The sequence below is a fragment of the Thermopirellula anaerolimosa genome (assembly GCF_054657335.1).
This window is the reverse complement of record NZ_BAAHYX010000007.1, coordinates 195115-218043: the sequence shown is the minus strand read 5'-3', so window position 1 is coordinate 218043 and position 22929 is coordinate 195115. Positions and strand designations below refer to the sequence as shown.

Annotated in this window: 16 protein-coding genes; 8 read left to right on the top strand and 8 right to left on the bottom strand. The window is 64.3% G+C overall.

Translation table 11 applies throughout. The features are described 5' to 3' along the window. The first annotated feature begins 156 nt into the window (after positions 1–156). Genes ACYQ6J_RS18585 through ACYQ6J_RS18565 form a run of 5 tightly spaced genes read left to right on the top strand, consistent with a single transcriptional unit; the run spans position 157 to position 5332 of the window. The gene (locus ACYQ6J_RS18585; protein WP_460185715.1) at positions 157–636 is read left to right on the top strand and encodes a hypothetical protein; all 480 of its coding nucleotides are present in this window, start codon (positions 157–159) and stop codon (positions 634–636) included. Between the two features lie 20 nt (positions 637–656). After that, positions 657–851 (top strand): hypothetical protein, encoded by a 195-nt coding sequence (locus ACYQ6J_RS18580; protein WP_460185667.1) that lies wholly within the window; start codon positions 657–659, stop codon positions 849–851. Positions 852–854: 3 nt separating this feature from the next. Then, on the top strand, positions 855–2837 hold the full coding sequence (locus ACYQ6J_RS18575) for a phage tail tape measure protein (RefSeq protein WP_460185666.1): 1983 nt from the start codon (positions 855–857) through the stop codon (positions 2835–2837). 18 nt (positions 2838–2855) lie between these two features. Next, the gene (locus ACYQ6J_RS18570; RefSeq protein WP_460185665.1) at positions 2856–3653 is read left to right on the top strand and encodes a hypothetical protein; all 798 of its coding nucleotides are present in this window, start codon (positions 2856–2858) and stop codon (positions 3651–3653) included. 14 nt (positions 3654–3667) lie between these two features. Continuing rightward, a complete protein-coding gene (locus tag ACYQ6J_RS18565) occupies positions 3668–5332 on the top strand; it encodes a hypothetical protein (RefSeq protein ID WP_460185664.1) in 1665 nt (554 codons plus the stop codon). 52 nt (positions 5333–5384) lie between these two features. Here ACYQ6J_RS18565 and ACYQ6J_RS18560 read toward each other — a convergent pair whose 3' ends face one another. Together ACYQ6J_RS18560 and ACYQ6J_RS18555 are read right to left on the bottom strand one after the other, a co-directional pair. Continuing rightward, on the bottom strand, positions 5385–5651 hold the full coding sequence (locus ACYQ6J_RS18560; RefSeq protein ID WP_460185663.1) for a hypothetical protein: 267 nt from the start codon (positions 5649–5651) through the stop codon (positions 5385–5387). Continuing rightward, a complete protein-coding gene (locus tag ACYQ6J_RS18555) occupies positions 5627–6055 on the bottom strand; it encodes a hypothetical protein (RefSeq protein ID WP_460185662.1) in 429 nt (142 codons plus the stop codon). The genes ACYQ6J_RS18560 and ACYQ6J_RS18555 overlap by 25 nt, the downstream gene beginning before the upstream one ends. 334 nt (positions 6056–6389) lie before the next feature. Here ACYQ6J_RS18555 and ACYQ6J_RS18550 point away from each other — a divergent pair, with 334 nt between their 5' ends. Genes ACYQ6J_RS18550 through ACYQ6J_RS18540 form a run of 3 tightly spaced genes read left to right on the top strand, consistent with a single transcriptional unit; the run spans position 6390 to position 9924 of the window. Next, a complete protein-coding gene (locus ACYQ6J_RS18550; RefSeq protein ID WP_460185661.1) occupies positions 6390–7727 on the top strand; it encodes a glycosyltransferase family 25 protein in 1338 nt (445 codons plus the stop codon). Next, positions 7724–9160, top strand: coding sequence for a glycosyltransferase (locus tag ACYQ6J_RS18545; RefSeq protein WP_460185660.1), 1437 nt, complete (start codon positions 7724–7726; stop codon positions 9158–9160). Before ACYQ6J_RS18550 ends, ACYQ6J_RS18545 begins: the two co-directional genes overlap by 4 nt. Then, positions 9157–9924 (top strand): hypothetical protein, encoded by a 768-nt coding sequence (locus tag ACYQ6J_RS18540; protein ID WP_460185714.1) that lies wholly within the window; start codon positions 9157–9159, stop codon positions 9922–9924. The genes ACYQ6J_RS18545 and ACYQ6J_RS18540 overlap by 4 nt, the downstream gene beginning before the upstream one ends. A 157-nt stretch (positions 9925–10081) precedes the next feature. Here the strand turns inward: ACYQ6J_RS18540 and ACYQ6J_RS18535 are convergent, their stop codons facing one another. The 6 genes from ACYQ6J_RS18535 to ACYQ6J_RS18510 form a co-directional block, all read right to left on the bottom strand. Further along, complete coding sequence (locus ACYQ6J_RS18535; protein WP_460185713.1) at positions 10082–11623, bottom strand: SHD1 domain-containing protein; 1542 nt, start codon at positions 11621–11623, stop codon at positions 10082–10084. 219 nt (positions 11624–11842) lie between these two features. Beyond that, on the bottom strand, positions 11843–12115 hold the full coding sequence (locus ACYQ6J_RS18530) for a hypothetical protein (RefSeq protein ID WP_460185712.1): 273 nt from the start codon (positions 12113–12115) through the stop codon (positions 11843–11845). 622 nt (positions 12116–12737) lie between these two features. Continuing rightward, positions 12738–13034, bottom strand: coding sequence for an SHD1 domain-containing protein (locus tag ACYQ6J_RS18525; RefSeq protein WP_460185711.1), 297 nt, complete (start codon positions 13032–13034; stop codon positions 12738–12740). A gap of 237 nt (positions 13035–13271) precedes the next feature. Next, positions 13272–13550, bottom strand: a complete 279-nt coding sequence (locus ACYQ6J_RS18520; RefSeq protein WP_460185710.1) for a hypothetical protein — start codon at positions 13548–13550, stop codon at positions 13272–13274. A 7-nt stretch (positions 13551–13557) separates the two neighbouring features. Next, positions 13558–21690 carry a Calx-beta domain-containing protein gene (locus ACYQ6J_RS18515; RefSeq protein ID WP_460185709.1) on the bottom strand — a complete coding sequence of 2711 codons (8133 nt, stop codon included), beginning with the start codon at positions 21688–21690 and terminating at the stop codon, positions 13558–13560. Next, positions 21651–22235, bottom strand: coding sequence for a Calx-beta domain-containing protein (locus tag ACYQ6J_RS18510; RefSeq protein WP_460185708.1), 585 nt, complete (start codon positions 22233–22235; stop codon positions 21651–21653). Before ACYQ6J_RS18510 ends, ACYQ6J_RS18515 begins: the two co-directional genes overlap by 40 nt. Positions 22236–22929 lie beyond the last annotated feature (694 nt).

Sequence of the window (22929 nt, the reverse complement as noted above, 5' to 3'; positions counted from 1 at the left end):
GTACACGGGTGGGACGCCGCTTGCCGTAACGCTATCCGACCCGACCTTGAGCTACACGGGCAAGTGGGCCGTCACCAGCCTCTCGCAGGGCCAGCCGCTGGAAGACGTGGCCACGCTGGACTTCACGCTCAAGCCGACCTTGGAGGCAACCAGCCCATGAGAACCTTCCAGGATAGCGCCGGACGGACGTGGACCATTGCGGTCAGCGTGGACACGGTCAAGCGGGTCCGCGACCTGTTGAAGGAAGACCTGCTCGACATCGAGCGCACTTTGCCGCGGCTCTTGCTCGATCCGATCCTGCTTTGCGACGTGGTCTACTGCGTCTGCAAGCCGCAGGCGGACGCCGAGAAGATCTCGGACGTGGACTTCGCCCGGGCAATGGCCGGAGACACAATCGCCCGGGCGAAGGCGGCCCTGGTCGAGGAGCTTGTGGATTTTTTCCCCGAGCCGAGCCAGCGCCAGACGCTCCGGCTGGCGATCGAGAAGTACGGCCAGTGGAACCAGCGGGCCGCGGCACTAATCAAGGCGAAGCTCGATCGCACGGACCTGCCGCAGGAGATCGAGGCGGCCCTGACGGACGCTTACGGCTCGTTTACGAGCTTGCCGGAATCGTCGGCGTCGACCCAGGGCCGCTGACGCTGCGGGAACTGTGTTGGATGGTCGACGGCCGGCAGCGGGACCAGTGGAACCACACGGCCCAGGTACTTGCGATGCTCTACAACGCCTTCCGCGGTTCTAAGGCAAGGCCGCTCGGCCCGGCGGATTTCCATCCGCTTCTGAAGAAGCCCGCCGCAACCACCACGCTCAAGCACCTTGGCGAACTGGGAATCCTCAAACCGCCCAGAGAGTGATCTATGGCAAGCCCTTCTGCTATCCGCGCCGGACAAGCGTTCGTCGAGCTGTTTGCCGACGATAGCCGGCTGGTTCGCGGCTTGAAGGCCGCCTCGAAGCGACTGAAGGCGTGGGGCCAGAGCGTCACGGCGGCCGGCAGGCGGATGCTCTCTGCCGGAATGGTTGCCGTGGGGGGCATGCTCGGGGCATCCCGCGTCTTCGCCTCGATGGGCGACACAATGGCCAAGGCCAGCCAGCGGACCGGCATCGCGGTAGAGCGGCTGTCGGAACTGGCCTACGCGGCCGAGCAGTCCGGGGCCGACCTGGAGGCGCTCGAGGCCGGCGTTCGGAGGATGCAGAAGACGATCGCAGAGGCGGCGGGCGGTTCCGAGTCGGCCCAAGAGGCCCTGGCCACTCTCGGCCTGTCGATCCAGCAACTGGCAGGTCTCTCTCCCGATCAGCAATTCATGCTCATCGCCGACCGGCTCGCGAAAATCCCCAATCCCACCGAGCGTGCCGCCGCCGCGATGGAACTCTTCGGCCGCTCGGGCACCCAACTGTTGCCGTTGATCGCCAACGGGGCCGCAGGTCTAGAGGCGCTGGCCCGCCGGGCCCGAGAGCTTGGTCTGGTCATGGCCACCGAGGACGCAGAAGCGGCTGTAGTCTTCGGCGATCTGCTGGCCGACCTCTGGAAGACTGTCAAGATGGGGGTTTTCGTCATCGGGTCGGCCTTGGCGCCGGTGCTTGCGGACCTCGTCGAGCGGGCGCTTGGGGTGATCAGGAGCGTTGCGGATTGGATCAAGGCCAACAAAACCCTCGTCGTCACGGTCTTCAAGATGGCCGCGGCCCTCGTTGCCGGCGGGGCAGCGCTGATCATCCTGGGTGGCATCCTCTCCGGACTGGGGTTCGCCTTCGGCACGCTGGCGAGCATCGTCACCGGCGTGGGGACGGCTTTGAGCGTGATCGGCACCGTCCTGGGTGCGATCCTCTCGCCCGCGGGTCTGGTGATCGCGGCCCTGGCGTCGCTGGGCGGGTATCTCCTGTACGTCTCCGGCGCGGGCCAGCAGGCCCTGTCGTGGCTGGGCCAGCAGTTCGCCGCCCTGCGCGATACGGCGCTGGCGGCCTGGCAGGGTATCTCCGATGCGCTGGCGGCCGGCGACATCGGCCTGGCGGCCAAGATCCTCTGGCTCACCTTGAAGATGGAGTGGCAGAAGGGGGTCGCCTGGCTCACCGAGAAGTGGATCAACTTCAAAGAGGCCTTCATGGCCGTAGCCACCGAGGCGGTCTACGGCACGGCCAAGATTCTCACCTCGGCTTGGGCCGGCCTCCAGGCGGCTTGGGTGGAGACCGTCGCCTTCCTGTCGAAGGCATGGACGGTTTTCACCAGTAGCCTGGTGACCGGGTGGCGCACGGCCCAGAACTGGATCGCCAAGAAGTTCGTGCAGCTCATGGCGATGTTCGACTCGTCGGTCGACGCCGAAGCCGCCATGCGGATTCTCGATGAGGATTTCACACGGGAACAGCGCCAGCGGGATCAAGCTACCCAGCAGCAACTCCGCGACATCGAAACCGCCCGGCAGGCCAAACGCCAGGCGATCGACCAGGAAGAGCGCGGCACGCTCGAGGCCCTTGAAGAGGATCGCCAGCGACGGCACGTCGAGCGCAAGCGGCAATACGACGCGGACCTCCAGGCGGCCGAGGATGCGGTTGCCGAGGCCAGGCGCCAGTGGCAAGAGGCCCTCGACGAGGCGGCCCGTAAACGGGGGGAAATCAAGGAGACCGCTGCCCCGGAGCGGGTGAAGGGCATCGGTGACCTGGAGGGCTTCGACTTCGAGGGTCTTGCCCAGCGGTCGATCAGCGTGACCGGGACCTTCAACCCCTTGGCCGCAGGCGGCCTGGGCACGGGTGGACCCCTGGAGCGTGCCGCCCGGGCGGGCGAGGAGACGGCCAAGAACACCCGCAAGCTCGTCCAGCAGGCCCAGCACGGCAACCTGGCATTCGCATGATCGGAGTATGCGTCGCGGATGCCGATCGCCGTCCACGAGAAATGGGAGAGCCGCCAGTCGACCGAGGGTGAAAGCCCGTCGGTCGACCTTGTCTATATTGTCCGCGGCACCGATAGCGACCTGGCGGCCAAGGCGGCGTTGGCGGCGGCCTCGCCGGTGCTCTACGACGGCCTGGTACGCCAGTCGCTTCACATCGAGCGTGTGGCCGAAGACATCTGGGAAGGTTCGGTCCGCTACGGCGAGCTTCAGCCGCCCGAGACCGGCGATTCCACCTACCAGTTCGACACCGGCGGCGGCACCCAGCACATCACCCAGAGCCTCCAGACGGTCGGCCGCTACGCCCCGCCGGGCAAGACCGCCCCGGATTTCCAAGGGGCCATCGGTGTTACCCACGACAACGTCGAGGGCGTGGACATCACCGTGCCGGTCTACAACTTCTCCGAGACGCACTACCTTCCCGACAGTGCGGTGACGCCTGCCTATAAGGCGACGCTGTTTTTTCTGACTGGGAAGGTGAACGCTGCCCTGTTTCGCGGTTTCGCCGCCGGCGAGGTGCTGTTTCTGGGTGCGTCCGGCTCTAAGCGTGGCCAAGACGACTGGGAGATTACTTTCCGCTTTGCAGCAAGTCCCAACGTCGCCGGCCTGGTGATCGGCGATATCACAGGCATTAGCAAGAAGGGCTGGGAATACCTCTGGGTCCGCTACGCGGACGCCGAAGACCGGGCAGCGAGCACCCTGGTCAAAAGGCCGGTCGCCGCCTACGTGGAGCAGGTCTATCCATATGGCGATTTTGGGGAGTTGGGCATTGGGCCGTAAGCTGAAGGATTGCGATGGGAAACCCGTTCAAAAAAGTCCAGCCCGGGCAGCCGCTGCAAATCCCCGCCGAGGCTTTCAATACGTTCATCGACGCCGCTTTGGATTTCAAGGACCGGCAGCGCAACCAGAGACAGGACGCCCACCCTCGCTTTGCCCATAGCACGATCATCAAGGTTCGCAATCGAAGCGGCAGCGACCGGTTGCGATTCGAGGTGCTGGGCCTTGATGGGCCGATCATCGGTCCCGACGAGAATCAAGAGAGCTTTCAAAATGAGCTCGCGTTCAACGGCGTAGTACCGCAGGCGGGGGCCCATCGGGGCAAGTTCGCTATCCTCCTGGAACCGGTCGCGGCCGATGCCATCGCCCACAGGGCCTGTGTTGCCGGGGTGACTGTGGCCCTGGTCCGCATCTTGGACCCGGGGCATCAGTACGCCGACATCGCCCCGGACGCCTGCGAGTATCTGGAAAGCTGCGAATCCGGCGGGGCTCTGATTCTCTGGAAGCACCAGGACGAGGGCGTTACTTGGGCGCTGGTGCATTTGGGCCCCGTCCCCGAAGACATCTGCCGCTTTCGTCTGACCGCGCGCCTCGACCGCTGCGGCTCCGCCTGGGCGGAACGGATTATCAGCGGCGGCGCGCAGGGCAGCGGCAGCAGTGCCCCCGACTGGTGCCAAAGCGACCGAGACATCGAGGTCGTGGATTCCCTGGGGCTCGTCCCCCCGGAAGGTTTGCCCGCCGGGGCCTTTGGGTGGGCCAAGTGGATGGCCGATAGCCGATCCTGGGAGGTGCTCTACTACGGCGAGGGGTGCTGTGGCTCCAGCAGCTCATCGTCGCCGAGCAGTTCGTCCAGCTCGTCCGTCGAATCCAGCGCCTCCGAAAGTTCGCCGCCCAGCGGGTCCAGCAACTCGGAAAGCTTGTTCTCTTCCGAGTCCAGCCTGAGCAAGTCCAGCGTCAGCCAGTCCAGCGTCTCCAGCGCCAGTAAATCCAGCGCCTCCGGGAGTTTGCAGTCCAGCCAGTCTAGCACCCCGTCGGAAAGCGCTCCCTCTGAAAGCGGACCGCCGTCAAGCATGCCTTCCGAGAGCCCCGCTTCGGAGAGTGCCCCATCGGGAAGCGCGCCTTCAGAAAGTGGTCCCCCGTCGAGTGCGCCGTCGGAGAGTGCACCGCCGAGTGCGCCGTCGGAGAGTGCACCGCCACCCTCCAGTGCCCCTTCCGAAAGCGCACCGCCACCACCCAGCGGGCCTTCCGAGAGTGCCCCGCCACCATCGTGGGGGTCGGACAAGTCGACGGCGATCGTCCCGGCCAGTTGGGCCCCCGGGGGTTATACCGCGCTGTTTACGCTGGAATCGCCCGAAGTCCTCTTTGAGGACATTCTTTTGGCCCGCATTCCGCAGAAAGCGGCAACCCTCCAGATCGACCCGCGTTTTGTGGAGGTGTGCGAACCGGGCAGCCTCGTGGTTTCCGCGTGCGTGGCGGACGTGCCAGTCGTGGTCGGAGCAAGCGTGGAGGGGAACTGGGTCCGCGTGCGGTTTGCCGTCGAGAACGACAGGCAGGAGGTCCGACTCGTTCTCCGAGTGACCGGTGTCCGCCGCAGCTTTGCGGGCCTGCGGTTCCCGAACCGGTCGCGGCGGCAGTTCGAGGCGAACGAGGCCTTCATCAATAGCGCATACCCGCCCGAGTGATGAGCGACAGTTATTGGGGCTCGGCCAAGTCGTCTTCGTCGGTGAGCGAAAGTCAGAGCAGTTCTGACTTCAGCAGCGAGTCTTCGTCAAGTAGCAGCAGTTCGTCAAGTGGCAGCAGCCAGTCTGGGTCCAGCAGCGAGAGCCTGTCTGGAAGTGCGTCCCTCAGCCTCTCTGAATCAGTGGCCTTCAGCTCCTCACTATCCAGAAGCTCTTCCGCGAGCGAGAGCATTTCGGAGAGCCTTAGCCAAAGCCTTTCGCAAAGCCTGTCCGAGGCCTCGGCGGCGAGCGCTTCCCTCAGCTCTGCCGCAAGCGCTTCCATCTCGGACAGCGGGATCGCCAGTAGTAGCGCATCCGGGTCAGGCGCTTCAGGGTCGGCAGCATCCGGGTCAGGTTCTTCGGGGTCCGCGCCACCTGGGTCGGGCTCTTCAGGGTCGGCACCACCCGGGTCAGGCGCTTCAGGGTCGGCAGCGTCAGGATCAAGCCCGCCAGCGTCGGCCCCGTCGGGATCAGCACCGAGTCCGTCCGACTCGGGTAGTTCTTATTCCGCCGGTTATCAATCCGAATCCGGCTCCAGTGCCTCCTGGCCAACATCCAGCTCTTGGCCCGGCAGCAGTAGTAGCGCCAGTCCCTCTTGGCCCACATCCAGCGCGCCGCCCGGCAGCGGCAGCAGCGCCGGGAACTCGTGGCCGACATCCAGCTCGTAGTGGCAACATGGTAAGACATGGTTCTTTCACCGCAAACAGGCCTATCGTCGCAGGCCGGTTCGCAACGCGGCCCCTGGCGGCGGCCTGGCGTTGCTCGACGAATCTGGAGTTACACCCACGCGGTCGCCCGGTGGGTTGCCGCTGGCAGACCCACCCGGTCTGCCCAAGAAATCGCCCACCTGCTCGCGGCCCATTGTCTGCACTGTCAGGCTTACGATCCCAAGCAGCAACTCTGTGCCGCGTGCGGCTGCCGCATTGCACGCGGGCTAACACCCATTGCCAACAAACTCGCGATGGCCACCGAAGCGTGCCCGCTGGGAAAATTTCGCGCTTCCCCAGGGGAGAGATTGTCGATGGACGCGTTGCATGATTTCTTCGAACGGGTGTACGTGATCAATCTGAAACGCCGGCCCGATAGGCTACGCACGTGCCTGGCTCGCCTCCAGCGGCACGGCTGGCCGTTTAAGCCCCCACAAGTCTACGCCGCAATCGACGGCGACAAGGTGGGTGTGCCCCCCGAGTTCACGCAGGGCGGCGGGGCCTACGGCTGCCGTATGAGCCACCTCCGCATCCTTCAAGATTGCCTGATGGATGACGTATCTTCGGTGCTCATTCTGGAGGACGAGGCCGACATTACCGAGGGTTTTTCGGAGCGGGTGCGAGCGTTCCTGGAAAAAGTGCCCAGCGACTGGCAAGGCATCATGCTGGGCGGCCAGCATCACGCCCCGCCCATCCCGACCGGCATCCCCGGAGTGGTCCGCGTCCGCTACTGCCAGCGGACGCATGCCTACGCGGCCCGGCGCGATTACATGCAGGCCCTTCAGCGCCGCTGGGCCAATGCCACGGTGCACATCGACTGGCTCATGCGCGATTGGCAACACCAGCATATCGTCTACGCCCCGGAATCCTGGCTGATTGGCCAAGCGGGCGGCAGGTCGGATATTCGGGGCGCCGAAAAGCCCATGGAGTGGTGGAACTCTCAAGCCCAGCCGCCGGGTCCAGTGGCCGTCGCCTTGGTGACGCGGGACGTACTGGACGCGATGCTGCCGCTTGGGTTCCACCCCGGGATGGAGCGGGACGCAGACGGGATCGATGTGACGCTCAAACGCTGTCTGGCCGACGGGACGGCCCCACAACACCGCATCGAGGGCCTGAGACGATGGCTGGGGTGGATTCAGGCCGAATCCGTGGGCGGCCTGCTGCCCACCGTGTGGCATCCGCAGGCGACGACCGAACTAGTGCGGCAGGCATGGGCCGGCCCGGTGTATGAAGTGCGCGGAGAATCGGCCGAGGAGGCGTTTGGTTGCCTGCCGGCCGAGGTGCAGGAGCGCATGCGCCGGCGGGCGTCGCTCCGCACGAGCCCGATCATCCTCTTGTCATGCCCCCGAGCGATGGTCGAGCAACTCCACGCGCACGGTTTTCATCCCGGCTATTGGCGGGATCGCCAGACAGGGATTGATAAGGGGCTGGAGCGCATCTTCGCCGAAGTGCCCCAGGAGCGACGGATCGAGGAATTGCGCAAGTGGTGCGACTTTTTGTGCCGCGAAGGCGACCGCGATGGGCTGATAGTCGTGGCGCGGCACTCCCAGCTCAACGCCGCCATGCTGACGGCCGCCACCACGCGGCCGGTCGTGGAGATCAGGGCGGAGAGTATCGAAGAGTTGAAACGGGCTGTAGTAGGTGCGACATGAATTCCCCCGTCTGGCTCTACTGGGAAGGCCCCATGCCGCCGTACATCCGGCTGTGCCTGGACCTTCTCAAGGCGTACAACCCGAACGCCAGGGTGCTTGGTCCCGATGATTTGCCCGGGCTTGGATTTTCGCCCGAATTGCTCGATGCGATCGGCACGTGGCATGTCTGCCAGCGGTCGGACGCCATTCGGGCATGGCTCCTGGCGGAGCATGGCGGCGTCTGGTGCGACGCGGACTGCATCCCGCTGAAGCCCTTCGATCTCTTGGCGCGGGCGGCCGAAACCAGCCCTTGCGGGCTGCTGGCGTATCAGTCCACCGATCGCACGATCGGCGTTGCATTGTTTGCCGCGCGCCCGGGCGCAGAGCCGATTGTGCGCCTGCGGGACCACGTAGTCCAAATCGCACGGTCTGGTCGCAAGCCGGGCTGGTTGGAAGTGAGTTCCCAGCCGATGACCCGCATCGTCCACGAGATCGGCCGCCAGAGGTGCGTGATTCTGCCCTTTGACCACGTGAGCCCGATTTCGTGGCGGGATCAGCACCTGTTGTCTGCCAGGGCTCCCGAGCATGAGCACGCCGCGTGGCTGGCCGCTCGTCCCAACATCTGGACGTGCATGTTATCGAATCAACGCCTCAGCGACCCCGCCGCGGAGGACGACGTACCGCGTTTGACGCGGCACGAGCTGCTGAGTTCCGACCGGCTCTTATCGCATGTGTTCCGGGCATCCGTCGGGCGGCTGCACCCGCCGTCGCTGCCGGCCGGCCGGGCTGTCGTGACGCTCAACCTCTATGGCGATGGCATGCCCCACAACTTGCGCGAGTCCCAGCGGGCAGCCGCTGAGCGCTGGGGCGCGGAGTATGTCGAAATCACACGCCCCCTATTCGGTTGGCGTGAGCCGTACTGGGAAAAATTGAACCTCGACAAACACGCCGTCGCCTACGAGCGGGTCGTGTACTTCGACCGCGATGTCGTGGTGCGGGCGGACTGCCCCAACCTGTTTGAATGCGTGCCTGCGGAAGCTATCGGCGCGGTAAGCTCCGAGCAAGAGGGGCACAACTTGCTTCACCACGTGGTGCCCAAGATGCAACCGCTGTGCGACCTTTTGGGTGTGCCGCTGGACTTTAGCCACGAGTATATCAACTCCGGCGTGCTCGTTTTCAGCCCGCACCGGCATCGAGCGGTGTTCGAAGCCGCCCGGCTGATATGGGCGCTCACCGGCGATCACAGCTCGTGGGAGATTGGCGACCAGGGCCCCTTGAGCCTGGCCCGCCGGTGGACCGAAACGCCCCTGTGCCTGTTGCCTAGCGAGTTCAACCGCTGTGGCGCACGGCTCTGGGATCGGTGGACGCCTGTGATGGACGCCTTCATCTGGCACTTCTGCGGCTCCAAAAACTGGCCCCACATGGCCGATACCAACTGGCAGACGCTTCCATGACGCGGCCCAATCTGACGTGGCTGGAACTCGACATCACCTATGTCTGCGGCCTGGGCTGCGCTAACTGCAACCGCATGACGCAACTAGTGCCAGGGCGCCCAAGGGAGAATACTTGCATAGAGCATGTGGATCAACTCATCGCCGATTCGGAGCGATTGAACTATCCCTGGCGACAATGGTTTCTCGTCGGCGGCGAGCCGACCACGCACCCGGATTTGGGGGCCATCGTCCGCCGCATCAGCCAGTACCGCGATCGACGAGGGCCAGGGGCATTTCAGGTCGCCATCGCGACGCATGGTCATGGCGTGTCCGCGCGGCAGCGGCTCCGGGAACTGGTCCGGGAGTTTTCGTTCCTGCACGTGCGCAATTCGCAGAAGACCGGTCCCGTGCACCCCGAGTTCGTCGCGCCCTGCGTTGCCCCCATCGACCGTGCGCCCGAGGCCCTGGCAGGCCACCGCTTTGGTGGCTGTAACGTTTCATGGCACTGCGGCCTCGGGTTCAACTTCGCAGGTTTCTATTGTTGTGCCGTGGCCGGGGCGATCGACCGCATCCGCGGCGGCCACGCTCGTCTCACACGCTTGGAACAGGTGACCGAAGCGGCTGTGCGCGAACTTTACCAGGTCTTCTGTCCTTTGTGCGGGTACTATGCTGGGGCCGGACTGGTCCCCATTACAGGAGCCCGTCAAACGCTGATATCCGAAACCTGGCACGCCATGCTTGCCGCCGCTTCTCGGGCTTCTCCCAAAGCTTGTCCGCCGCGGTGAGCCCATGCTCTGGCCCGGCCGCCAGTGCGTGGCCAGCGAGGCCGACGAGAAGGCGCTGGCCACCTACCTCGCCGCCCTGAACTAGGCCGAACTTTCGGCCGCCCCGCGGTCCGCCCTGGCCCGTTGACGGCCCGCGACGCCGCCAGCGGCGGGTTTATCAGTCCCGCGACTCGATCTCTGCGATCGCCTTCTTGGCGTGCATCTGGACCAGGCGGTTCGGGTCGCTGGCGGCCTTTTTCAGCACCGGAAGGCTCTCCTTGGTGCCCCAGTTCTGAAGGGCCTGGGCCGCGTTGATCCGCAGCGAGACGTTCTGATCCTCGGCGAGGATCTTCTCGAGGGCCTTGGCCACCTCGCGGTTGGGCTCCTTCGGTTTCTTTCGCATGAGTTGATGCATGGCCGGAATCACCCGCGTCATCTCGCCCGATTCGAGGTCCGCCACCAGCGTTTTTGCCTCCTCGGCCGTAGGCGGCTTGGCCCGGTCGGCCTGCATCTGCCTGGCCTTTTCCGCCGCCTCCTTGGCCTTTTCGAGCGTCTCCTTGAGCTTTTCGGCCTGCTCCTTGGACTGCTCGGCCTGTTTGGCCCGCTCCGCCTCGCTCAACAGGCGATACGTCGCCTTGACCGGAATCTCCACGCCCAGGCCCCCTTTGCGAATCGTCACCTTCATCGAGAAGTCCAACTCGGCGGAAACCCCCTCCTGCTTGTCGAAGGTCCACTTCCCATCACCGGTGATCTCGAACGGCGGTTGGTCGCTCCCGGTGGCTGCCGCCCGGAACTCGTAGTGCTTGCGGAGGACCGCCAGCTTGTCGCTGGTGCTTTCGATCGTGTAGGTGGTGCGTTCCCGGGCGGGCACAAAACCTTCCTCACGGGCAAAGGGGCCGAAGCGCGGTGGGCCGCTGTCCTTCATGACCACCCCAGAGCCCCGGTCCACGGTCCAACTCGGCTGGCCCGCGCCCGAAAGCGGCTCGATCATCAACTCGGAAAGCTCTCCCAACAGGAACGGCAAATGCGAGGTCCCCTCCTGGCGCGCGATGTTGCCGAGCGGGTCGACGGTCAATTCGGTGGTGCGAGCCAGCCCGTGCGGTCCCACGCCCGTCATCGGCGAGAACGGATGCATCCTAGGCCCCATCCCGTGCGGCGGCCCCACGCGCCCAGGCCCACGCGGACCGCGCGGCATCCCGGGCCCGGGCGGCATCCCCGGCCCACCTCCCTTGGACCGCGAATGCTCCATCAACGTCCCCCGGAAGCTCAGCACGGCCTTGTCCTTGTCGGCCGAAAGGACCGTGTAGATCGGGCTGCCGGTCATCTCCAGCAGTTCGTCGCCCAAGTCCACCTCGATCTTCACCTGGTAGGCATAGGTCTTCCCCGGTTTCCAGCCGTAGCGAAGCCCCACGGCGGTAGCACCTGGCGCGCTCTTGGCCCCGGCCGCACCGGCCATCTTGCCGGCCTCGCCCGACGCCGCGCCGCCGAACGCGCTTTGCTCCTGCGACTCGAGGAACTGCCGGTCCTGGTCGCTCAGTCGATCCACCGGCACGCTGATGACCTTGCCGTCCTCCTTCTTGAGTTTGACCGTGGTCCCGTCGGACTCGACCAGTTCGGCCCGGATCGAGAACTTCCCGCTCTTGTCCTTCCATGTCCTCACCTCACCCGCCGCCGGGGCCACCAGCAACACCACACACACGAAAGAGATTACGGTCTTCATTGCATTTGCCCTTTGTTCAGTACCCTCCGCCGGATCGTAACTTTCCGCACAACGCCGAAGCCTGACGCGGTCACCCGAACTTGCCCTAAAGCGTAGCCCACGACCTCTGCCGCTCTTCAAAGACCGCGCCCCAGCCCGCCGACGGCGACGCAATTCCCGCTAGGACGACAATCAGGGTCAGGATGATTCTCTTCACGGCTCGCATTATACACGAATCGGTCAAACCTCCGTCCATTCCTCTGGTGTTATCCCAAACCCGAGCATGGCTTCCCGTTTTGCGCTTTCGAGCGTCTGGTGCCAGGTGTCGGCGAACGATTCGCCAGCCGCATTGATGTAGAGCAGGAAGAATGCACCTTCCTCTTCCGAAATCTCCAGCGACACTGGGTTCGGTAGCTGCTCCGTCGGCACTGGCTTTTGATCTACGATTGCACCGATGTAGTTCGTGGATGGTCCAGTTGTCTTCCTTACTTTTGCGCGAAGCCTCATTTTCATGGTCCTCTTCACGGTGTGACTGGCAGGTGCAAGTTTTCCAGTGGAGGTCCGCCAGCGGGATTGGGCACCTCGAAATGCACATGCGGGCCGACATTGCCGTGCGTGGGCAACAAATCGCTTGTGGTCATTCGGAATTGCCGTCCATCGGCTGATCGATATACGCCCGGCGCAATTTCTTTGTAGCCAGCACCGAGCCATTTCTCAGCAGAGCTTAGCGCCACATCTGGGCTGACTGGTCCGTGGCTGCCGAGGTTCCCCCAGCCTTGCGGCACCTTGGGTGCGCCCCCTGGTGTTGCGCTTGGGGCGCCTCCTCCAGGCGGTTCAACTGGGCACATGTTATACACCAGCGCGCCCAGCAGGGAGACGCGATAAAGGTGCTCCCCCTCCACCGTCATGTTGTATACGCGGTGGACGCCTGGCACACGCTCGCGGCGTAAGAGCGTCAGCCGGCCCGCGATTCCCTGGAGATGCTCCCCCTCTCGCAACGCCTCCGTCGGGATGAAGTCCCCTCGATCCAGACTGTAGAACTTATGCGACCCTGTGGGCCGCACTCGCTCTTGCCGTCCCTGCTCGTCCGCCACGGTCAACTCAAACACGTTCGCGTTCAGGTGGTTGACCGTGGTCAGCACAACCCGGCCCCGGCCGCACCGGCCATCTTGCCGGCCTCGCCCGGCGCCGCGCCGCCGAACGCGCTTTTCTCCTGGGCTTCAAGGAACTGCCGGTCCTGGTCGCTCAGTCGATCCACGGGAACGCTGATGACCTTCCCGTCCGCCCTTTTGAGCTTCACCGTGGTCCCGTCGGACTCGACCAGTTCGGCCCGGATCGAGAACTTCCCAGTCTTGTCCTTCCATGTCCTCACCTCAGCCGCCGCCGAGGCAACCAGCAACAACACGCACACCAAGAAGATTACGGCCTTCATCAGACTTCCCCTTTGTTCACGGCCCTCGGTCAGATCACTCTAATTTTCGGCACGACTCCGAAGCCTGACGCAGCCACGCGAACGTGGCCCAGCGCGAACCCCACGCCCTTCGCCGCTCTTCAAACACCGCGCCCCAGCCCGCCGATGCCAGCGCGTTCCCGCCAGCGTGAGCAGCGCGCTCAGGCACAACATCGTTCTCTTCACGGCTCCTATACATTGCCGTTTGCCACCCGTCGTCTATGCTCGCCGCTTGGGATCACATGGCTCGTCAACCAGGGTCCATTGAAACATGTCTTTGAAATCCTTGTAGCACTCTTCGCATATCCAGTGGTAGCGATCGATAGTCGTGTAGCCGACATTCACGCCTTCACCCTGTTCGGAAAACTTGGCTCCACAAAACTCGCAGTGGTCGTGCTCCCAGCCCTCGCGGTATTTCCTATAGGTTCGCCTCAACAGCGACACGCCTTTGAGGAATCTTTCCTGTCCTTGGAGCCGCCAGTCTGTCATGTCTGCCATAATACACCTATCGCCGCTTGGGAACCATGCTCCCATCTGGCATGATGCGATACCAGGTTCCATCGGACGCTCGGTAATCCCAGTGTGGTCCAACCGGTGGCGGATGATTCAGGTCCGGGTGGAAACTCTCACCAGTCGCCGGATTGTAATAGTTCCCTTGGTCGCTGCCCGGTGTGCTCCCTGGTTTCCCTCTCCACTTCGTACCGAGAGGCGCTTGAGCAGGGTCGTTTCCCGGCCACGCGGGTTTTGCGCCTTGGGCAACTGTACTCGCTGGAGTAAGTCCTGCTGCCTTGGCGGCGGTCGGGAAGGTCGCGGGCGCGTACTTGCCGGCAGCGTAGATTCCGCCGGCAGCAGTGCCGGCAAGCGCCCCGGTGCCCCCCGCGGCGCGACGCGCACGTTCCCACGCGTCAAGCTCTTGCTGATTCGAAATGTCGTACCCACTAGCACCCTCGACGATCTGGTTGACGCCCACGACGTCACCGGCGACGGCTCGGCCAAACCGGGCCCATTCCGAAGTTGTGCCCCTAAACGGCTTCCCGGTCTGCGTCTCCACGATGCCCACGCAGCGGTTGCCCAACTGCCGGCCCGCTTCGCCCGTAACCAAGGCCTTCGCCCCACCGTAAATCTCGTTGACGAATAACTCGTTCGAGAAAGCCTTGATTGCCTCCCGCCACTCATCCCACCCCCACCACAGGCCTGTGGGATCGACGGCCAACGCCGGGTTGTTCCCCACGTAGCGGTAGACGTTGAAGTCGCCAGCATGGAAGCCGAGCGGGTCTTGGCTCAGCCAGCGGCCAACGGCCGGATCGTACCAGCGGTTGAGATTGTTCTGAAATCCGGTGGTCTCATCGAACGCCCGGCCGGTGAAGCCGAAGAGGAAATCGACGGCGGCGTTGGTCTCGGACTTGAGGTTGCCGAAGCTGTCGTACACGCGATGATTGGCAACGCTCGTGACGCCGGTTTGGGCATCATACACGGCCAAATCGCCGACGGTGCCGAGGCGGTCAGTGAGCGGCCAGAGAACGCTGCCCGGCGTTTGCGGGTCCGTCACCTGCTCGTCGCTTAGCACCTGGTCCACCGCCGGCCCCCACAGGTACCGATGACTCAAGTCCTCGCCCGTTACGTCGCCCGTACCCTCCTTGTCGAACTCCAGGACGATCTGGTTGCCGTCGTAGGCGAACCAGGTCTGATGGTCCACCGTGCCGTCGCCGTCGCTATCCACCGTCTCGCCAATCCAGCGGTTCTCCGCGTCGTACAAGTACGTGACGATCTGCACCGCATCACCGCCGAATACGGCCCGGTCGGTCACTTGAACCAATCGATTCCTGTTGTCCCACGTGTATTGCGTGATGTCCGTGTCGCCGCCGTCCAAAACGCCGTCTTCGTCCACGTCGATGAACCGAGCGATGCGGTTGCCTTCGGCGTCATAAAGATACCGATACGTGCCGTCGGACAACAGGCGGTTGCCCGCACCGATCACGTAGCCGGGATTGGTGCGGTTTCCATTGGCATCATACGCGTAGGATTCGTCAGCCGGGCTCCCCGAATAGTCAGCCCCGATCAACTGCCCTGTGGCGTCGTAGCTGTACGTGACGGTACCGTCCGAGGATGTGGCGGAGGCCACGGGGGTTACATCAGAATAGTAAGTACCGGCCACGAGAGCCTCCGGGATGCCCTTGGTGTCGTGCACGGGCAACATACCCTCGCCCACACCCACCGGCCCGATCACCGGCAAGCCACCGTTGGGCAGCCAGGAAGAAGGGATTAAGGATTCAGGATTGGAGACGAGAGAGGAGCCTTCACTGCTGTAGGTCCAACTGTACGAGGCCAGCGTACTTTGGCCCTGATGATACACCAGGCCGGTCAGGCGGCCGGAGGAATCGTACTCGTAATCGGCCTGCACGACCAAATCCTCGTCGAGATACCGGGTGATGGTGGCCACCTGGCCGCTAGAGTTGTAGGTCAGCACGATTTGCTTCTCGGCCACGGCATTGCCGGCCGTCTGGCCGGTCTGGGTAATCTGGACCAGGCGGCCCTCGGTATCGTACTCGTAAGTATTGAGGAAGTCGGCTGTGCCGTCAATCGAAGTAGCCATACTGGCCGGCTGGGTACTCTGGCCCTCGTAGGTATAGGTCAGCACGACGGTCGGGCCCGAAACGCTCGTCTGGGTCACGCCGACCAACCGGCCTTGACTGTCATAGGTGTAGCTCGCGGAGGAGAAATCATCGGATTCCCAGACAATCCGGCCCGCCGAGTCGTAGGCGAACTCGATCGTGTTGAGGGCGTTTTGCTGGGCGTCGGCGTCGGTGGTGTTGGCGTACCAGGTCTCCGTGACCACCCGATGCTGGGAGTCATACTCGTACTGCCGGACCTCGCCGTCGCGGTCCACGTACCGCACCAGGTCGCCCGCCGTGTCGTAGGTATAGTACCTGCTCTCGTCCAGCGGGTCGATCTCTTGGATCAGCCGGTCCTCTTCGTCGTAGACCCACTCGGTCGTGTTCCCCTCCGGGTCCGTGAGGCTGGCCAGGTTGCCGTCCTCGTCATACGTGAGCGTGGTCACGCCCCAGTTGCCGTCCACCAGAGCGGTGAGCCGCCCGCTCAAGTCGTAAACCGTCTGCGGCCCGAGATCGCTCGGGGCCACGGATCGCAATGTGGCGCCGCGGTTGCTTGCGTTTTCATCGGCGTCCAGGACAAGAAAGGCGGTAACACCAGAGCGGATGGCCGATCCCAGGGTGCTGGGCGTGGTGTAGGCGCCCGCGGCGGTGGTGGCCAGGGCGGTCAGGAGGGTGTCGAAGTCAGTATCGTCGGGGCCGCTGTAGGTGGGAGCGGTAGGCGGGCCGCTGGGGGGCGTGCCCGTCTCCGTGTGGCTCGAACTCGGCGTCGAGCTGCTGCTGGAGTAGCTGCCGCTCGTGGTCGAACTGGTGCCGTTGACCGTCGAGGTCTGCGTCCACGTGCTATTGCTGCTGGTGGTATGCACCTCGGAGTGGTCGGAGACCGAGCCCAGAAGCGTCCAGATCGGCCAACCGCCGGACCCAACCGTGACACTCCACGCGCTGAGGGTCGTCGTGTGCCACTCGTCGTGCGTGCTGCCGGTCGAGTCGCTCACGTAGCTGGTGGAACTGGAGCCCCCCGGCCCGCTGTAGGACGAGTTGCCCTCCGCATGGCCCGTGGTCGTGCCATCGGCCACGTGCTCATAGTCGTAAAACGAGACACACGTCTCGCCCGGCTCGTCGTAAGCCTTGTCATACTCAGCCGAGCCGCTGTAGGTCCAGTTGCCGTGGTACGTGTAGCTCGAAGAGCCGCTCGTGGTGGTCCCGGGCACCACGTAGGTGTAGCCCCCGGGGTACGTGTAGGTCCCGCCGGGATACGTCTCGGTGCGGCTTGCGCTGCCGTTGGCGTCATAGGTATACGAGCCGGCCCAGGCCTCCTGCAAGCTATAGAAGCCCACCTCCCCGTCCTCGCTGAACGAGCCCACGTCGCTGACCACAAAGCCGTAGTCGTCCCAGCCGACGTAGCTCCAGTGGCCGCTGGAGTGGCTGGTGACGTTGGTCGTCGCGTAGTCGGAGAACCAATCGCCCGAGCCATTGTAGTCCCACGACTCGGCATACTCTTCGCTGTAGTCGTAGAGCCCGACCTCGCCCCCGGGCCCGAACACGCCCCACTCGAAGTAGTCGGAGCCCCAGTCGTAGCCGAACGACTCGCTCCATGCCCAATCGTTGGAGGCGGTGGTGGTGGCATCCGCGTAATCGTAGTCGTAATCGCCCCAGGCCGACCAGCGGTACAGTTCCAGGTCGCCCTCCGAAAGCGTGTAGGCGCCGATCGGCCCGTCCTCGGTCACCAATCCGGCCTCGTCGTACCCGTAATCGTAGGTGTAGTCATCCGAGATGCTCCAGCCGCCGCCCCAGTCGGTGGAGGTTCCTGCGTTGGCGTAGCTGAAGTGGTTTGAACCTGTCTCGGCGTAGTGATAGATCGAGTTGGAGGATTCGCTCGACGAGTAGAGGCCCAAGGTGCTATCGGGCGTGTAGGCGGTCGATTCGAAGTAGTGGTACTGGCCGCCGCCGGAGCCCGACTGCGTACCGCTGTACGAGTGCCAGCCGGTGGTATAGTCGGCCGTGTAGGTGTAGTACGCTGAGCCGGTGCCGCCGGAGGTCCAGGTCCACGACTCGTTTTCGGCCCACAGGTACGCGCCGGTCTGGTCGTCGTCCAGGAACGTGCCTGCGTCGCTGAAGGTGTAGTCCCAATTGCCCGACTCGGTGTAGGAGGAATTGCCGGTGTACGAGCCGAGCCAGTGTCCGTCGTCGACCGAAAAAGTGTAGGTGGCCGAGTTGCCGTAACTCCAGGTGCCGTTCTCGCTTTCGTCGAAGCTGTAGCTGCCGTTTTCGGTCGAACTGACCAAAAGCCCGGCCGTATCGTAGGTGTCGACGTAGTGGCCGTCCTCGCCATAGGTATAGCCGTAGGTCCACCCTTCGGTGTCGGTGAAAGTAGCTGTGTAGGTTTGCGTGGTGTTGGCGTCGGTGCAGGTCCAGCCGTCGGTGCCCGAGCCGTTATAGCTGTAGGTCTCGATGGCCTCCTCGTCCCAGGACCAATCGGCGGTGGTTACGGTGGGCGTGAAGTTCCCCCACTCATCGTACGCGTCGCTGCCATCCCAGGTCGAGGTCTCGGTGTAGCCGTAGCTCCATCCCGAGGTACGCCCGCCCCAAGCAAAACTGTAGCTGTCGGTGCCGTTGGCGATCCAATCTTCGCTATAGTCCCACTGTTCGTGGTACGTGAAGGTACCGGTTGAGCCCGAGGCGTCGAACGTCCCGTCTTCCGAGTAGCTGCTTGCCGAGGTCTCGTCCACCGACTTCGTGTAGTCGTAGGTGGAGGACTGGGACGTGTAGGCGTCCAGGTACCCGTACGAGTAGCTCCCCTCTTCAAAATAATCGTAGGTGTCGCTGGCCGACTCGTCGTACGAGTAATCCCCGGTGGTGCCGTTCGGCGTGACGCTCCCGTGTTCAACGTAGCTCCAGTTCCAGAGGCCGGCGCTGGAAAGCAGGTAGTCCCACTCGTTCGTCACGCTGCTGTAAGTGGTCGTCGAGGTATCCAGGTAGTCCCCCGACTCGTCGGACGTGTAGCTGCCGTTGCCCCATTCGGTGAGCGTGTAGGTGGACGTGACCCCCGAGGCCCCGAAACTGCCCGACTCGTCCCGCGTGAAGCCCCAGTGGCTCTCATTGTGCCAGTCCCAGGTGGTCGTCAGCCACAGGCCGTCCGAGGTCCCGTCGTAGTCCGCCACCGAGTCCGAGGTCCCTTCCTCGTGGCTCGTGAACGTGCCGCTGTAAACGATCACGCCCCCGGTCAGCGAATAACTCCCGCTGGCATGGTAAGTGTAGATGTACGTGCCCGGCTGGTTGATCGTGTAGTGGTAGCTCAGCACTAGGCCGGTCACGTCCGCCACCTCATCGTAGAGCGTCGTCTGGTTGATCGACACGTCGATGGTAAACGTCCCGCTGGTGGCATCGCCGGTCACGTCCATGTCGTAGGTGGTGGTGGCCGTGTTGTGGATCGTGTACTGCCCGTTGGCGGTGGTCACCGTCTGGTCGAACGTGTCGGTCGAGCTATAGCTGTGGCTGGTTGGGGCCGTGGTGTCCGTCAGGTAGGGCAGAAAGGCCCCGCTCAGCGTGGCCACCGGCAGGAAGGTGCCGATCTCCAGCGCGTCAAAGACCCCCGGGGTCGGGTCTGAGCCCACGATGATCGTGTCCAGCGAGGCAAAGCTCGACGCGACGGCCCGCTCGTACGCCTCCGCGGCCGACGTGAAGTCCGACCCTGGCCCGCCTGGATACGAGTATCCTCCTCCGCCGGAACCCGCCTCCGGCGCATCCTCCAGCGTGAACGTAAAGCTCGCCCATTGGCCGTACAGGTACGTGGCGTTGATCCTGTCCCACTCCGCCACCCGGGCCCGCAACGTCACCTCGCCGTTGGCCAGCCCGATCGGCGTGTAGCGGAAATTGCCGTCCAGGTCGGTGAGCGTCGTGCCGTCGATCTGGTCGTCGCCGTTGTGATCGAACTGGACCGTCAGACGGGCCTGCTCGCCCTGCCGGCTCGCCTGGCCCAGGATGTCCGGGTCCGCGGTAATGTTGTCCGAGCTTGACTCGCCGGTGTCGTTTTCCAGATGGAGGTTGGTGACCAAGGCCGGGGTGACGGCCACGAGCGTGAAGGTGAGCGAGGCCCACGGGCCCTGCGTGCCCTGCTCAGTGCCGGTGCCGGCCACGACCGCCCGCACCTGGAGCGTGATCTCACCCGGCTGCAAACCCCGCGGTGTATAGGTGAAGTGCCCCTGGTTGTCCGTCAGCGTGGTCCCTTCCGCGGTCCCGTCGCCATTGGTGTCGACCTCGATGGTAAGGCCCAAGAAACTGGCCACCCCCGTCACGTCGCCCGCGATCCGCGGGTCGGTGGTCACCAGGTCGGTGGCCGACTCGCCGGTGTCGTTGACCAACTGGAGGTTGGCCACTGTCGGGCCAGCCGCCTCCTCCAGGGTAAACGTGAATGAAGTCCAGACCCCGACAAGCTCCATCGACGTGTCGGCATCCCACTCCACGGCCCGTGCCTGCACCGTGATCTCGCCCGGCTGGAGCCCCGGCGGCTTGTACCGGAAATGCCCCGCCTGGTCGGTCCGCGCCTCGCCGTCCGCCTCGCCGTCGGCGGTCCAGTCGAACTCGACCTTGAGGAACGCCAGCGGGCCGTCGTTGGCCACGTCGCCCACCAGGGTCGGGTCCGTGGTGCTCCAGGCCCCGCCGGCATCCTGCGTCCCGTTGGCCAAGCCGAGCGCCGTCACCCCCGGGGCATGGTTCACGCCATCCGCCAATGTGAAGCCCAGCGAGGTCCAGCCGCCGTAGACGTAGGTTGACTGCCCCGCGTCCCACCTCTTGGCCCTGGCGTGAATCGTCAGCGGGCCGAGCGGCAGGCTTGCGGGCGTGTGGGTGAACTCGCGATCCTCGACCACGGTCGAGGCATCGACCGTCCCGTCCCCATCGTAGTCGAACTCGACGCTTACGTCCGTGCTGTTGCCCCTGCTGGAAATCTGCCCGGTGAGGGTCGGGTCAGTGGTAATCAAATCGTAGGGCGACGTGCCCGTGTCGTTGAGCAGCTTCAACAGCGTCACTGCGGGCGGCTCGTCGTCCACGACCAGAAGCGTCGCGCTGGTCATGCTCCCCAAGGTGTACGACGAGCCGGACATCGAACTCGACTGGAGCCGCAGCACGACCGTCTCATCCGTCTCAACCAGCGTGTCGTCCACCGGCGTAACCGCCAAAGTCACCGAGGCTTCGCCGGCGGCAAAACTGACGCTGCCGCTCATCGACGGCCCGGTGTAGTCGGCGTTCAGGCTCGCCGTGCTGGAGCTGTCGATCGTGTAATAGACCGTCAGGCTGCCGGAGGTGACGTCGCGGGTGAACGTGAAATACCCCGACTGGCTCGGCTCCGCCGCATTCTGCGTGGCAGCCACGTTGACCGTGGCCGGCACATCGTCGTCCGCTACCAAGAGGCTGGCGCTACTGGAACTTCCCAGGGCGTAGGAGGAACTGGATTGCGAGTTTGCCTGGAGCCGCAACACCACGCTTTCGGTCCCCTCAACCAGCGTGTCGTCCACCGGCGTAACCGCCAAAGTCACCGAGGCTTCGCCGGCGGCAAAACTGACGCTGCCGCTCATCGACGGCCCGGTGTAGTCGGCGTTCAGGCTCGCCGTGCTGGAGCTGTCGATCGTGTAATAGACCGTCAGGCTGCCGGAGGTGACGTCGCGGGTGAACGTGAAATACCCCGACTGGCTCGGCTCCGCCGCATTCTGCGTGGCAGCCACGTTGACCGTGGCCAGGGCGTCGTTGTCTGTAATCAGCACACTGGCGCTGCTGGCCGACCCCAGAAGGTACGATGAGCCGGAGCCCGAACCCGACTGAATCCGCAGCACCACCGTTTCGTTGCCCTCCACCAGGCTGTCGTCCACGGGCACAACGTTCAGCGTGACCGAAGAAGCCCCGGCCGAAAACGTCACGCTGCCGCTCATCGACGGCCCGGTGTAGTCGGCATTCAGGCTCGCCGTGCTGGAGCTGTCGATGGTGTAATAGACCGTCAGGCTGCCTGAGGTGATGTCCCGGGTGAACGTGAACACACCGTTCTGGGCCCCCCTTCTGCGGCGTCCTGGGTGGCCGAAACGTTGATCGTCGCAGCCACGTCATTGTCGTAAATCAGGCACGTTGCGGAACTCGGGCTGCCTATAGAATACGACCCGCCCGAGCCCGAACCCGACTGAATCCGGAGCAGCACGGATTCGGTGGCCTCCACCAAGCTATCGTCGATCGGGGTGAGGCTGAGATTCACCGTCGATGAACCGGGGGCGAAGGTCACGCTTCCAAAGGTGGCTGGAGAGCTGTAGTCCGACCCGTAAGCAGCCGTGCTCGCCGACTGGTCGATCGAGAAGCTGACCATCAGGCTGCCGACGGTGTTGTCCCGCGTGAAGACGAAATAGCCCGCCTGGCTCCCTTCGGCGGCGTTCTGTCCCAAGGCCACGGTCACCGTGGTGAGCAACTGCCGGGTCTCCAGCTGCTCCAACACGAGCCGCCGCGTTCGGCCATAGCCCGGTCGCCTGGAATTCTTCCTGGCCTTGAATCCCAATCTCGCCAGCGTCTGGCGCCACATGCTGATGGGCAGATGCATCGGCCGAACCTCCCGACAGCCGTTGAGCCTCGGCGCAAAACCCTTTCGCACGCCAACCTGGAGGTCGGCACCCAACCGATCGCCCAGACTGGCTACCGCTGTGCGATAGGAGCCGAAGCAAGCGCGAAATGCGCAACGAAGAGCCAGGAGGAACACACCAGGCCCAAACCGTCCGCACCGTCCACGCACGCTCAGGCCCGCCGCCCGAGGGCAGTTGGCCCACGGACAGGCATTTCCACCGCGACGCCCGCATGGTTAGCACACCGCATGCATTTCGTCAAGTATCCCCCTGATGGGATTTCGCTGCGAGCTGCGTTTCTTACCGGAGCCCCGGACCGGCGGCCCGGACGGAGCGGAGCCGATGCCCACCGGGGGCCAGTCTTGAGGCTGCCCAGCCTCACCTTGGAAGTCTTGAGAAACCACGGCCCACGAATCTCCAGGTCAACTGATTACGGGCCAAGGACTTGGGGAGACAATCGCGCGTTATTCCGCCTTCCAGTATCCAGTAAGACGAAGGGGGGTATAGACGCGGGTTCCCCGTCCAACCCAAGCTGCCTATCGGTCCGGGGAACTGGTCGACCCGCTCCCTGGGAAAGCCAGAGCGAGCCGGGTACAGTAGAACAGCAAACCGGTCAAGGCGTCGGCAGCTTGCGTGAAGTCTTCCCCACGCGGCGTTTCAGTGGTTACGTGGTCC

Bases quoted from the DNA above. Each gene is read 5' to 3' on its own strand.
- ACYQ6J_RS18535 (WP_460185713.1), bottom strand. From the start codon at position 11,623: ATGAAGACCGTAATCTCTTTCGTGTGTGTGGTGTTGCTGGTGGCCCCG.
- ACYQ6J_RS18585 (WP_460185715.1), top strand. From the start codon at position 157: ATGAGAACCTTCCAGGATAGCGCCGGACGGACGTGGACCATTGCGGTC.
- ACYQ6J_RS18560 (WP_460185663.1), bottom strand. From the start codon at position 5,651: ATGGAAGCGCTTGCGGCAGAGCTGAGGGAAGCGCTCGCCGCCGAGGCC.
- ACYQ6J_RS18510 (WP_460185708.1), bottom strand. From the start codon at position 22,235: ATGCATCTGCCCATCAGCATGTGGCGCCAGACGCTGGCGAGATTGGGA.
- ACYQ6J_RS18555 (WP_460185662.1), bottom strand. From the start codon at position 6,055: ATGTCTTACCATGTTGCCACTACGAGCTGGATGTCGGCCACGAGTTCC.
- ACYQ6J_RS18550 (WP_460185661.1), top strand. From the start codon at position 6,390: ATGGACGCGTTGCATGATTTCTTCGAACGGGTGTACGTGATCAATCTG.
- ACYQ6J_RS18540 (WP_460185714.1), top strand. From the start codon at position 9,157: ATGACGCGGCCCAATCTGACGTGGCTGGAACTCGACATCACCTATGTC.
- ACYQ6J_RS18520 (WP_460185710.1), bottom strand. From the start codon at position 13,550: ATGGCAGACATGACAGACTGGCGGCTCCAAGGACAGGAAAGATTCCTC.
- ACYQ6J_RS18575 (WP_460185666.1), top strand. From the start codon at position 855: ATGGCAAGCCCTTCTGCTATCCGCGCCGGACAAGCGTTCGTCGAGCTG.
- ACYQ6J_RS18565 (WP_460185664.1), top strand. From the start codon at position 3,668: ATGGGAAACCCGTTCAAAAAAGTCCAGCCCGGGCAGCCGCTGCAAATC.
- ACYQ6J_RS18580 (WP_460185667.1), top strand. From the start codon at position 657: ATGGTCGACGGCCGGCAGCGGGACCAGTGGAACCACACGGCCCAGGTA.
- ACYQ6J_RS18570 (WP_460185665.1), top strand. From the start codon at position 2,856: ATGCCGATCGCCGTCCACGAGAAATGGGAGAGCCGCCAGTCGACCGAG.
- ACYQ6J_RS18525 (WP_460185711.1), bottom strand. From the start codon at position 13,034: ATGAAGGCCGTAATCTTCTTGGTGTGCGTGTTGTTGCTGGTTGCCTCG.
- ACYQ6J_RS18530 (WP_460185712.1), bottom strand. From the start codon at position 12,115: ATGAAAATGAGGCTTCGCGCAAAAGTAAGGAAGACAACTGGACCATCC.
- ACYQ6J_RS18545 (WP_460185660.1), top strand. From the start codon at position 7,724: ATGAATTCCCCCGTCTGGCTCTACTGGGAAGGCCCCATGCCGCCGTAC.